Raw genomic sequence first — 11,791 nt, 5'->3', positions numbered from 1 at the left:
TTGGCGACGTGCTGGAGGCACAATCACACGAGGTGCCATTGATATCAATGGGTTGACTCGGGCAACGACCGGTGATCCGGGTCCGCCGGTTGTTTCGGTCAGGTGAACGTCGGTCGACCGCCCGTGCCTGAACAGGTGATCCACAATGGCGTACCGGCCGGTAGGTGTCCGACTTGATCTTTTCGCCGGATCGTGCGGCCCATGCGCAATGTCCCGGTAGGGCAGCAGCGGGACATGATCGTCATGTCCGTCGTGGCGGCCGGGACCCGCCCCCGCTGCGGGCCGCGCCGGCTACCAGGGGATCGGGTGACCGTCGCGGAAGAAGCCGCCGGTCGGGGCGTCCGGGCCGAGGGTGGCCGCCCACACCACGCCGGCGGCCCCGTCGGCCACCGGCCGGCCGCCCGCGCCGCCCATGTCGGTGGCGACCCAGCCCGGGCAGACCGCGTTGACGGCGATCCGGCGGTGCCGCAGCTCGGCGGCGAGCTTGACGGTCAGCATGTTCAGCGCGGCCTTCGACACCGCGTACGCCGGGGTGCCGGCAGCCCCCGCCGTCTCGGCGAACGAGCCGGCACCGCTGGAGACGTTCACCACCCGGCCGCCGTCGGCCATCAGCGGCAGCAGCGCCCGGCAGACACGCCAGGCCCCCAGCAGGTTCACCGCCAGCGCCTCGCCGACCACGTCGAGGTCCGCGGAGACCGCGTCCTGCCCGGCGTCGTAGTGCCCGCCGGCGTTGTTCACCAGCACGTGCAGGGCGCCGTACCGGTCGCGCAGCCACCCCTGGAACCGGTCGACCGACCCGTCGTCGGCGACGTCGACCACCCCGTGCGCCGCGCCGATCCGCTCCGCCGCCGATCGGGCGCGGGCGGGGTCGCGGGCGGTCAGCACCGTCTCCACCCCGCGCGACGAGCTGACGGGCCACCTCCAGGCCGATGCCCCGGTTCGCGCCGGTCACCACCGCGACGGGCCGCTCGGTCATCAGATCCCTCCTCGATCGGGTACGGGCGGGACGCCGGTCAGCGGTCCTCGGTGCCGGCGGGCGCCATCACGCGTAACGCGTTGGCGTCCAGACCGATCCGCAACGGCGTGCTGCCGCACAGCTCGCCGTCGACCTCCACCCGCGCCGGTCGGTCGGTCTCCACCCAGACCTCACCGCCGGCCAGGAAGGGCCGCTGGTCCAGGGTCCGGCTGCCGCCGGTGGCCGCGTTGCGGGCCGCGTGCCGCAGCAGGTCGTGCCGGGCCGGCCCGCCGACCGGGTACGCCACCAGCAGCCGGTCGTCGGCGTCGGCGTCGGCGGTGATCGGCCGGCCGGCGTGGAAGCCGCCGTTGGCGACGTACAGCTGGTGGGTGACCAGCTCGTGCGTGGCGCCGTCGACGCGCAGCGAGACCCGCAGCGGCCGGTGCCCGACCAGCAGCGCCAGCGCGGTCGCCGGGTACGCCAGCCGGCCGGTGAGCCGCTTCAGCCGGGGCGGCGTCCGGCGCATGATGTCGGCGGAGAGCCCGACGCCCACATGGTTGGCGAACCGCATTCCACCGGCCACCCCGAGGTCCACGTCGACGACCTTGCCGTCGGTCAGCACGGCGACCGCCCCCGCCGGGTCCAGCGGCACCCCGACGGTGCGGGCGAAGTTGTTGGTGGTGCCCAGCGGCAGCAGGCCGAGCGCGATGTCCCGGTGGGCGAGCAGGCGGGCGGCGGCGCTGAGCGTGCCGTCCCCGCCGCCGGCCACGAGCAGGTCCGGCCCCAGGTCGGCGGCCTCGGCGAGGCAGCGCTCCAACTCGCCCGGGTGCTCCACCGGACAGCAGGCGACCAGGTCGAACCCGGCCGCCAGCAGCCGGGCCCGGACGTGCTCGTAGCGCTGCCGGCCCCGGCGGGAGTGGGCGTTGACGACCAGCGCCGCCCGTCGGTCCCGCCGGACGGCCTCGGTCAACTCCTGCTTGCTGCGCATGAGCGCGACCTTATCGCCGGCGCGCCCCCGCCCCTGGGGGTTCACCCGTCGTCGCGGGCTCCCGGGCCGCCCGTCGCCGCGCGTTCCCCGGCCACCCGACGCGCCGGGCGCCCGGCGGCGGGCCCACCGGTCAGCAGACCGTCGCCCGGGTTGCCGGCGCGGCCTCCGGCGCCGCCAGCACGTCCGCGCCGGCCAGCGCGGCCCGCGGGTCGGCGTAGCGCCAGTGCAGCCGGTACTGCCCCCGCAGCCGAGGGCGCGGCACCGCCCACTCGTACGCCACGACACCCTCGCGTTCCCGCCGCTGCGGGGTCACCTCGGTGGTGCTCTCCGAGGTGAACGAGGTTTCGCTGCCCCACACCGTGGGTCGGGTGGCGGCCGGGAAGTCCAGCCGGATCGTCAGGTGCCGGGTCGGCAGCCGGATGTCACGCTGCAACCAGTCGCCGAACTTCCACACCGGCACCCGGTAGGCGTAGTCGACCACGGTGCGCTGCCCGGGATAGAGCGGCAGCGGCGTGCCGCCGGAGTCGAACATCAGCGCGATCTTCAGGAAGGCGTCCCGGCTGCGGGTCACCCGCCACCGCATCGGCTCCGGCTGCTCGCCGCCGATGGTCGCCCGGAAGTCCACCTCGTCCAGGGTGAGCGGGTGCCGACCGTGGAACGCCGTCGAGCGGGCCGGGTCGTCGGGGAACCGGTCGATGTCGATCTGCACGGTGTGCCGGGTGATCGGCTCGGTGCCGACGCTGTGCAGGGTGCGGCGGAACCGGCACTCGTACCAGCCGTCGACCAGGCTGAGGGTGGCCTGCTCGTCCTCGATCACCAGATGCGAGCCGCTCGGCGGTGGGACGGCGGTCGGGCCCAGGGCGGAGAGCCGGCCGCCCTGGCCGCGGCTCTCGGCGAAGACGACGTACCGCTGCCAGATCCGGTTGCCGCTGTCGAGCACCACCTCGACCCGGCGGGCGAACTCCTCGGTGGGCTGGTGCCGGCCGTTCTCGATGTGACTGACGTACGAGGGGTCGAAGCCGGTCCGCTCGGCCAGCTCCTTCTTTGACAGTCCCCGCTGGTGGCGCCAGTGGGTCAGTTCCCGCACGAAGGCCGCCGCCGCATCATCCTGTGTGGAGGTGCCCATGCCCCCGTCCCTGGAGTGTCGGGCCTCAAGTCTCGCGCACCGGAGGCGGGTACGCCACACCTGCCGACCTATAGGCACCCGGATGGTCGACCGGGTTCCCCGACGGACGACGGAATCGTCGCCCGCGGATGAACAAGGCATTGATCATCGGGGCAAGCTCCATTATGGTCTGCCGTGCTGATGGCCATGATCCTGGGGCTGCCCCCGTCATCCATCGGCGCAAGCTTCCGTTACCGGACGCGCACGGGGCGCGGACACACGGGGTGTCCGGCACCAGTAAGGGAGAAGACATGAGAAACAGGATGCTCTCGCCCCTCCGGGTGGCAGTCGCCGCGGTGGCCGCGGTGGCCATGATGCTGATGGGGGGTCAGGCGCCGGCGATGGCGGCACTTCCCTCGGACTACACCATCAAGACGTCGGTGCAGCTCACCGGTTCGGACTACTCGACGTCGTACAGCCGCAGCCTTGACGTCTACAACGGTGCCGGCCAGCTGATCGGGATCGGCCACTTCCAGGCTGACCCGGATGCCTACGGTGCGCCGGGTGACGCCATCTACGCGTGCGACCAGTACGCCGACGGTCTCGGCGTCGAGCTTCGGATGGACATCGGGTCCTCCAGCGGCTTCTACTCGACCGATCGGGTGGCGTCGACCCGCGGCTACAACTCTCCGTACTGCACGAGCTGGAGGACGGGCGACATCGCGGAGAACACCCCGGTGGCGCTGAAGATCTGTCTGGTGCAGGGAACCACGGAGTACTGCAGCGGCGTCTACTACGCCCGGTCCTGACGACCGACGTTTGCGAATCTGACGCCGGGCAGGGCCCGCTCCGCATGTAGCGCGAGCGGGCCCTGCCCGTCCCGGGCCTGTGGCCGACCGACGTCCAGGCGTGGGAACTTCGCCGCCTGGGTATCACCGGGGGCCATGAGCAGGAGCGCGGTCACCGATCCGGACACCCGGGCCGCGACCACCCCGGCGGTGGGCACCGTCGCGGTCGTCGCGCACCGGAAGAAGACCCTCGGCGGGGGTCTCGACGAGCTGCGGGCGACCCTCGTCGCCGCCGGGGTCGAGCACCTGCTCTGGTACGAGGTGCCCAAGAGCCGCAAGGCCCCCGCGAAGGCCCGCAAGGCGCTGAAGAAGGGCGCCGACCTGGTCTTCGTCTGGGGCGGGGACGGCATGGTGCAGCGGTGCGCGGACGCCATGGCCGGCTCCGACGCCGCCATGGCGATCCTGCCGGCCGGCACCGCCAACCTCTTCGCCACCAACCTCGGCATCCCCGCCGACCTCGCCGAAGCGGTACGGATCGGCCTGCACGGCCGGCGGCGCCGGCTCGACCTCGGCAAGCTCAACGGCGAACACTTCGCGGTGATGGCCGGCGCCGGCTTCGACGGGGATCTGATCCGGGAGGCCGACCGCAAGCTCAAGGGCAAGCTGGGCCGCGTCGCGTACGTCTGGACCGGCCTGCGGCACGTGCGCGGGGAGTGCGTGCGGACCCGGATCCGGGTCGACGGCGCGGACTGGTTCGACGGCGAGGCGAGCTGCGTGCTCTTCGGCAACGTCGGCACCATCACCGGGGGAGTGCCGGCCTTCGACGACGCCCGCCCCGACGACGGCGCGCTGGAGATCGGCGTCTCCACCGCCAGCGGCGCGATCGACTGGGCCCGCACCCTCGGCCGGATGGCGACCGGCCGCTCGGAGGACTCGCCCTTCGTCCGGATCACCCGGGGCCGGAAGGTGACGGTGCGCTTCGCCGTGCCCAAGACCTACGAGCTGGACGGCGGCGCGCGGACCACGGCGACGAAGCTCAAGGTGAAGGTGGTGCCGGGGGCACTGACGGTCTGCTGCCCGGAGCCGGACGTCAGGGGTTGACGCGGGTCCCGCGATGGCATCGACTGGAGTCATGGATCCGGGGCGGCCGTCGCAGGACATGGTGACGGTACGCCGGCTGCGCCGGGGCATCGGCGTGGTCGGCATCGCGCTGCCGTTCGTGGTGACCATCGGCAACGCGCTGCTCGCCGGCCGGTTCACGCTGCTGGAGTCGATCAGCGGGGCGTACCACACCGGGATGCGGGACATCTTCGTCGGCAGCCTCTGCGCCATTGGCGTCTTCCTGATCTGCTACCGGTACCGCCGCCTCGACGACGTGGCGAGTTCCGTCGCTGGGGTGCTGGCGATCGCGGTGGCGCTCTTCCCCACCGCCGCCGGCGCGGCGCGGACGACGGTGAGCGACACCGACGTGCTGGTCGGGCGCGTGCACCAGGTCTGCGCCGCCGTGCTCTTCGTGATCCTGGCCGGGTTCTGTCTGCTGCTGTTCACCCGTACCGAGCCCGGCGACGTGCCCACCCCGGAGAAGCTGGTCCGCAACCGGATCTACCGGGTCTGCGGCTGGCTGATCGTCGCGGCGATCGTGGCCACCGTGGCCAGCACGTTCCTCCCCGAGTCCGTCCAGGAGGCGGTCAAGCCGGTCTTCTGGGGCGAGACGGTGGCGGTGCTCGCCTTCGGCGTCGCCTGGCTGGTCAAGGGCGAGGCCATCATCGCCGACGGGAGCCTGACGAAGTCGTCGTCGACCTGACGGGGATCGGCGTGCCGTTCACGGGGTGGTGTCGCGTCGCACGGTGTCGAGCACCTCGGCGATGCCGTCCGAGTCGATCGGCGTCGCCGGGTCCGTCTCGTACTGGTGCAGCGCCTGCCGGACCGCGGTCAGCGAGGGATCCCGCCGCAGCGCCCAGCGGGCGGCCCGCGCCTTGGCGCTGTGCTCACGCTCGACAGCGAAGCGCCAGATCCGGCAGGCGGTGAGCACCATGAACGCCGCGTTCTCCGCGTCGCCGGTGCGGGACCGCCACGTCGTCAGCCAGTGCCGGCCGCGTGCCACGATCCACTCGGCCGGCACCGGCCTGAGCACCTCGTCCGGTCGGGCACCGCGCAGGGCCCGCCCGTGCGCCCGGGCCGCGGACAGCTCGGTGGGCAGGTCGGGGTCGCCGGCCACCGACGGGCCACCTCGACGCCGACCGACGATCGGTCGTGTCGGCCGACGTGCAGTTCCAGGGGCGGGCGGCGCGACGCCGTCAGGGCTGGCCCGGCGGGTACGGGCGTCGGCGTGCTCAGATCAGCAGGTCCTTGTAGTAGATGCTGGCGTTGCGGGTGCCCGAGTCGCCGCCGGCGAAGCCGAAGCAGAGCCGGGCCGAGTTCGGGTCGCCCGCCGTCGGCAGGTGCAGCCCCATGCCCTCCGGCTCGCGGAAGGGGATGGTGTAGCCGGCCTTGGTGAGCTGGCGGTCGACCTGCGCGCCGGTGTTCAGGTTCTGCACCGTGATGTACGTGTTGCCGGTCGGCTCCACCGAGTCGTACGTACCGTAGGCGGACCCCTCCAGCATGTAGAGGTAACTGCCGAGCGCCGTGTATCCCTGGAACGGCCGGCTGACGCCGACGGTGGACGGCTGGACGACGCTGACCAGCGGGGTGTAGTTGCGAGCCCGCACGTCGGCGAGGTTGTAGACGTTGTAGCGCGTCGCGCCGCTGACCGAGTGCCGGAAGATCAACCGGTTCGTGGTGGGGTCGATCGTGCAGGTGTTGGTGGTGGAGCCGCTGACCGGCTTGTGCTTCTCCAGTACCGACGACGAGGTGGTCAGCACGGCGCCGCTGGTGAACTTGAAGCGGGCGATGGAGGTGCCCCTGGCGTTGACCGAGTCGGTCTCGGTCCAGAGGTAGGCCGCCGTACCGGACGGCTCGACGCCGATCTGCACGCCGTGGCCGAAGCCCTTGAGGTACATGAAGCCGAGCTTGCTGCCCGCGATGTCGAGCTGGGTGACGCAGAGGCCACCGTTGTCGGCCCGGGTGGTGCCGCTGACCGGGGCGCTCTCCCCGGGAAGCTGGAGGCCGCCCTGCACGACCTGCACGGTGTAGATCCGCTTGTTGACGTTGTCGAAGGCGAAGGACTGCAGCACGGTGTTGTTGTGCAGGTTCTTCTCGCGGATCAGCATGTCCGACGGATCGCTGAGGTCGAACCGCTTCGACGTCGGCACCGCGGCCAGGGCGGGGCGGGCGACCGCCGCGCCGAGGGCGGCACCCGCGGCGACGCCACCGGCGGTGCGCAGCAGGGTACGGCGGCTGACGACTGCACCCATGGAAGTCTCCCCGTCATAGATCGATGATCGCCACACACCCTATCGATGGATCGGCCGCGGGTGGGGGCCGCCGGCCGGCCACCCGGTGGGCCGCGGGCAGGATGGCGGGCATGGACCCGACCGTACGGCGGTATCTCGACGACCTGGTCGCCGCGGCCCGCGACGTCCTCGGCGACGACCTGGTCGGCGCGTACGCGGCCGGCTCGGTCGGCCTGGACGCCTACCAGCCGGGCCGCAGCGACGTCGACGTGGCGCTGGTCGTCGCCGACCGGCTGGACGACCGACGTAAGCGTGATCTGGTGGCCGGGCTGCGGCACGAGGCGCTGCCCTGCCCGGCGCGCGGCCTGGAGCTGGTCGGCTACACCCGCGCGGTGGCCGGCTCCGGCACCGCCGAGCCCGGCTTCGAGGTCGAGCTGAACACCGGGGCGCGGATGCCGTTCCGGGTGACCTGGGACCCGGCGGAGCGGCCCGCCGCCGACGGCCGCTTCTGGTACGGACTGGACCGCAGCATCCTGCACCAGCGCGGGTACGCCCTGCTCGGTCCGCCCGCCCCCGAGGTCTTCGCCGACCTGATCCCGGACGACCTGCGCCGGCTGCTCGCCGACGCGCTGCGCTGGTGGCTCGAGCTGCCGGCGCCACCCGGGGACGGGCCCGCGCCCGGCGCCGAGGACGCGGTGCTGGGCGCCTGCCGCTCGCTGGTCCGGCTCCGCGACGGGGTCTGGCTGTCGAAGGTCGACGCCGGCCGCCGGGTCGCCGCCGCCGGGCCGTACGCCGGGTTGGTCGCGCGGTGCGTGGCCGCCCGCGCCGGTGGCCCTCCACCGACCGGCCCGCAGGCGCGCGCCTTCCAACGGTGGGTGCTGGACCGAGTGATTGACCTGGGGTAGTCCTCACGGGCCCGCTTGTCCCCGTTGGACGGCCGCGCCCACCGGTCGGCGTCAGGGCGCGCGGCTGCCGTCGACCACGCAGAAGTGGTTGCCCTCGGGGTCGGCCAGCACCACGAACCCCTGGTAGTTGTGGGCCCCCGGGTCCTGCGGGTAGCCGTCCCAGTCGACCCGGCGGGCGCCCAACCCGACCAGCCGTTCCACCTCGGCCCGCATCTCGTCGCCGTTGCAGGCGTGCAGGTCGAGGTGGATACGCGGGTGACGGCGGGGCGGGCTCTCCACCACGTCGAGGGCGAGCAGCGGGCCACCGTCGGGCGGTGCCAGGACGACGAAGCCGTCCTCCTCCCGGCCCAGCGGCTGCCGCCGGTAGCCGAGGGCTTCGGCGTAGAAGCGGGCCGCCCGTTCGGCGTCGGTGACCCCCACGGCGACCACTCCCAACGTCAGCACGGGCCGAGCCTAGCCGCGCGGTCCGACGTGGTGGCGCGACCGTCCGGCCGCGCCACCACCGCCGGTCAGCGCCTCAGCAGCGCGAAGACCCCCCAGCCCAGGTACTCCCGCCGGTAGCGGACGTACCGGACGGGGTCGTCGGTCAGCTCCGCCCGAAACTCCCCGGCGAGCTCGTCGTCGGGGTTGGCGTCCAACCACCGCCGCAGGTTGAGCCAGTGCGCGGCGGCGTACCGGTCCCAGCTGTCCTGGTCGGCGAGGACCATCTCGACCAGGTCCCAGCCGCAGTCCTGGAAGAGCCGCACCAGGCCGGGCAGGTCGTGGAAGTCGTCCTTCGCCTCGGCGTGACACGCCCGGACCGTCTCCGGGTCGGGCGGGTCCTGCCGCCAGTACGGTTCCCCGATCAGCAGCATCCCGCCGGGGCGCAGGCTGCGCTCCAGGATGTCGATGGTGCCGGGGACACCCCCGCCGATCCAGGTGGCGCCGACGCAGGCGGCCACGTCGACCGGCTCGTCGGATACGTACCCGGCGGCGTCGCCGTGCACGAAGCGGACCCGGTCGGCCATTCCCAGTTCCCTGGCCCGGTCCCGGGCGGCGGCGGTGTTGACGGTGCTGATGTCGACCCCGGTGCCGTGGATGCCGTGGTCCCGGGCCCAGGTGCAGAGCAGTTCGCCCTTGCCGCTGCACAGGTCGAGCAGCGACGTGCCGGGGCGCAGCTTGACGGCCCGCCCGAGGGCGGCCAGCTTGCCGGCGTCGAACGGGTTGAGGATGCGAAGGTCGCCTTCGCGGATGACGTGACTACGTGCCAGATCCATGTCGGTGTGTCCTGACGTCCGAAGGATGGGTGTGGTCGGTCGCGGTTCGCACACGGACAGCGGGCACGAATAACACCTTCTTCGGTAGGTCGGATCGGAGCCGCCACGCTAGGCGCGGCCCACGGACGGCGGCAACCGGAATTCCACCGCCGTGAGGCCGTCACCGACTTCGGGCGGCGCTCAGTTGCTCGGCACCACCTCGGGCCGGTGCGCGGCCGCCGGGACGTACGGCTCGGGGGCTGGCCGCGGGGCCGGGATCTGCGCGACGGGCTCCTTCGACGTCTCCTCGACCGACGGCTCCGCCCCCGGCCGGGCGGTCAGCATCGGGTACTCGGCGGTCTCCCCGCCGCCGGCGGCGGCCGCCATCACGGCCGCGGCGGCCAGGTCCGCCACCCGCTTCGCCTCCCGCTGTACCCGGGCCCGGACGTCCTTGGCGTGCCGCTCCACCGACTCCGCCGCCTGCCGCGCCTCGTCCAGCCGCTTCGTCTCGGCCGTCAGGCTCCGGCGGACCTCCTCAAGGCGCCGCTGCGCGTGCATCAGCTCGCGCTCGGCGGTGTCCCCCTCCTGCTGGATGTCGGCGAGCTGCTCGCGCGCGGTCTCCAGCTCCCCGGTGACCTCGGCCAGCGCCTGCTGCCGCTCGGCGATCTCCCGCTGCGCCGTGGCCAGTTGCTCGTGGTGCCCGGCGACCTGCTCGTCGGCGCGCTGGCGGACCTCGGTGGCGTACTGCTGGGCCTCGGCGATCAGCGCCGCGATCTGCTGCTCCGCCGCGCTGTGCTGGTTGGTCAGCTCCTGCTCGGCGGCGGCCCGGTGTTCGGCCAGCTCCTGCTCGGCGGCGGCCCGCCGCTCGGCCAGCTCCTTCTCCATGTTCGCCTGCCACTGCGCCAGCTCCTGCTGGCTCTGCGTGCGAGCGGCCTGGATCTCCTGCTGGATCTGGGTCCGGGCGGCCTTGGTCAGCGCCTCGGACGCGGCCCGGGTCTGGGTGATCTGCTTGGCGGTCTGCTCGCTGATCCGCTTCGCCTCCTGCTGGGCGCGCTCGTGCGCGGCCTCGCCGTCGGCCCGCAGCTTCTCGGCCCGCTCGCGGATCTCGGTCAGCTCCGCCTCCACCGCGGCCCGCCGCTCCTCGTACGCCTGCTCCTGCTCGGCGTTGCGCGCGGCCAGCTCCTCGTCCAGGTCGCGCAGGGACTGCGCGGTCCGGTCCCGCGCCTCCACCAGCGCCTTCTCCGCCTCGGCCTGCAATGCGTTGGCCCGCTGGGTCGCGGCGTCGGTGATGGCTCCAGCCTGCTTCTCGGCCAGCGCCAGGATCTGGTCGACCATCGGGCCGAGGTCGCGGAACGAGGCCCGGTCCACCTGCGCCGGACGCTGCCGCAGCTCGGTCAGCTCGCCCTGCAACCGCTGGATGTGGCTGGTCAGGCCGTGGACCCGGCTGGTGGCCTGGTCGCGGTCGGCGGTGACGGTGGCCAGCTGTGCGTCGAGCTGTTCGACGTACCGGTCCACCTGCCGCTTGTCGTAGCCGCGCAGCGCGAGCTCGAAGCTCGGCCGCGAGGTCGCGTCGTCGCGCGGGGCGAACGGCTCCTCGCCGGTGGACATAGCCATCCTCCGTACTCCTCGGCCGACGCTGCGCGGCGGGGCCGCGACGCGGGGCGTGATGGGGCGTCAGGTTACCGCCGACCGGGCCCTGCGGTCACCGGGCCCTGCGGAATCATCCAGTCGACGTCTCACCTTCGAAAGAGCAGTCTGGCGGCCATACCCGTCGGGCGGAAGGAGGCGGAGAGAACCATCGGATGGCCGACTCGGCTGCAACCTCCTCTTCCACGAGATCGGCAGCTACGCCGTCGCGGTCGCCTGATGACCCGCCGGCGGCGTCGTGGTGGGCGTTCGTCGCGGTGTACGCAAGCTCGCGGCTGGCCAGCCCTGCGCGTGCACCGGGTTGGTCGGTATCACCGGTGCGGGCTCCGCAGTCGACCCTGCGTGCCGAAGCGCTCACCTGCGCGGGGAATGCGTGACGTGCCTTTGACCTGCGGTTCTCCGTTACTCCACGTGAACGTCAACGGTCGTGGGTGGACAATGTGACGCGGGACGCCCCCGCCCAATTTGACGATCAATTCGGCCGGGGCGTAACTTTCTCTCTGTCACCGCGGAACGGACGTAACGGGCGAAAGCCCGGAAGGCCGGAGCGGGGCAACGGCTTCCGATGCCGAGAAGTTCTCCTTCTCGGACTGTGGGCCCGGGCGGTGCTCCGGATCGACCCAGGGGGTCGATTTGGTGGGGCGGAGCCGACCGGGTAGTGTTCAACGCCGGCAGGGAACCGGGCGAGTGTGCGGGTTACCGCACCGGCCGGCCTGACGGAAACCATGAGGGGAAGCGGCGGAAGCCGGTTCTAATTGTGGTGCTCGGAATTGGTTTGAAGCGGGTCGGATCGCGATAGAGCGGTTTGACACGGTGAAAATCGCCGGGTAACGTAG

Annotated in this window: 12 protein-coding genes; 4 read left to right on the top strand and 8 right to left on the bottom strand. The window is 72.7% G+C overall.

Going from position 1 to position 11,791, the window contains the following annotated elements; all coding sequences use genetic code 11:
* Positions 1–291: 291 nt before the first annotated feature.
* The 3 genes from AC5RWQ_RS26760 to AC5RWQ_RS26750 all read right to left on the bottom strand — a co-directional run bounded on the left by AC5RWQ_RS26760 (position 292) and on the right by AC5RWQ_RS26750 (position 3,069).
* Entirely contained in the window at positions 292–894 is a 603-nt protein-coding gene (locus AC5RWQ_RS26760) for an SDR family oxidoreductase (RefSeq protein ID WP_494285403.1), read from the bottom strand.
* A 119-nt stretch (positions 895–1,013) separates the two neighbouring features.
* Positions 1,014–1,943: a diacylglycerol/lipid kinase family protein gene (locus AC5RWQ_RS26755; RefSeq protein WP_494285402.1), complete on the bottom strand. Its 930-nt coding sequence runs from the start codon at positions 1,941–1,943 to the stop codon at positions 1,014–1,016.
* Between the two features lie 130 nt (positions 1,944–2,073).
* Entirely contained in the window at positions 2,074–3,069 is a 996-nt protein-coding gene (locus AC5RWQ_RS26750; RefSeq protein WP_494285401.1) for a helix-turn-helix domain-containing protein, read from the bottom strand.
* Positions 3,070–3,359: 290 nt separating this feature from the next.
* Here AC5RWQ_RS26750 and AC5RWQ_RS26745 point away from each other — a divergent pair, with 290 nt between their 5' ends.
* The 3 genes from AC5RWQ_RS26745 to AC5RWQ_RS26735 all read left to right on the top strand — a co-directional run bounded on the left by AC5RWQ_RS26745 (position 3,360) and on the right by AC5RWQ_RS26735 (position 5,640).
* Positions 3,360–3,857: a hypothetical protein gene (locus AC5RWQ_RS26745; protein WP_494285400.1), complete on the top strand. Its 498-nt coding sequence runs from the start codon at positions 3,360–3,362 to the stop codon at positions 3,855–3,857.
* Positions 3,858–3,992: 135 nt separating this feature from the next.
* Positions 3,993–4,937: a diacylglycerol/lipid kinase family protein gene (locus AC5RWQ_RS26740; RefSeq protein ID WP_494285399.1), complete on the top strand. Its 945-nt coding sequence runs from the start codon at positions 3,993–3,995 to the stop codon at positions 4,935–4,937.
* Positions 4,938–4,968: 31 nt separating this feature from the next.
* A complete protein-coding gene (locus tag AC5RWQ_RS26735) occupies positions 4,969–5,640 on the top strand; it encodes a hypothetical protein (protein ID WP_494285398.1) in 672 nt (223 codons plus the stop codon).
* Between the two features lie 18 nt (positions 5,641–5,658).
* On the opposite strand, the gene AC5RWQ_RS26730 is transcribed toward AC5RWQ_RS26735, so the two are convergent.
* Positions 5,659–6,054 (bottom strand): aminoglycoside adenylyltransferase domain-containing protein, encoded by a 396-nt coding sequence (locus AC5RWQ_RS26730; protein WP_494285397.1) that lies wholly within the window; start codon positions 6,052–6,054, stop codon positions 5,659–5,661.
* Between the two features lie 115 nt (positions 6,055–6,169).
* Positions 6,170–7,189 (bottom strand): phage baseplate protein, encoded by a 1,020-nt coding sequence (locus AC5RWQ_RS26725; protein WP_494285396.1) that lies wholly within the window; start codon positions 7,187–7,189, stop codon positions 6,170–6,172.
* A gap of 110 nt (positions 7,190–7,299) precedes the next feature.
* On the opposite strand from AC5RWQ_RS26725, the gene AC5RWQ_RS26720 reads away from it, so the two are divergent.
* Entirely contained in the window at positions 7,300–8,073 is a 774-nt protein-coding gene (locus AC5RWQ_RS26720) for a nucleotidyltransferase domain-containing protein (RefSeq protein WP_494285395.1), read from the top strand.
* A gap of 51 nt (positions 8,074–8,124) precedes the next feature.
* Here AC5RWQ_RS26720 and AC5RWQ_RS26715 read toward each other — a convergent pair whose 3' ends face one another.
* From AC5RWQ_RS26715 to AC5RWQ_RS26705, 3 genes are all read right to left on the bottom strand, one after another.
* Positions 8,125–8,517 carry a VOC family protein gene (locus AC5RWQ_RS26715; protein ID WP_494285394.1) on the bottom strand — a complete coding sequence of 131 codons (393 nt, stop codon included), beginning with the start codon at positions 8,515–8,517 and terminating at the stop codon, positions 8,125–8,127.
* A 65-nt stretch (positions 8,518–8,582) separates the two neighbouring features.
* Positions 8,583–9,329 carry an SAM-dependent methyltransferase gene (locus AC5RWQ_RS26710; protein ID WP_494285393.1) on the bottom strand — a complete coding sequence of 249 codons (747 nt, stop codon included), beginning with the start codon at positions 9,327–9,329 and terminating at the stop codon, positions 8,583–8,585.
* 180 nt (positions 9,330–9,509) lie between these two features.
* Entirely contained in the window at positions 9,510–10,916 is a 1,407-nt protein-coding gene (locus AC5RWQ_RS26705; RefSeq protein WP_494285462.1) for a hypothetical protein, read from the bottom strand.
* Positions 10,917–11,791: the final 875 nt, after the last annotated feature.

It is taken from the genome of Micromonospora sp. BS32 (assembly GCF_059089345.1).
Note: the sequence above shows the minus strand (reverse complement) of the source record. Positions and strands in the feature narration are given on the sequence as shown.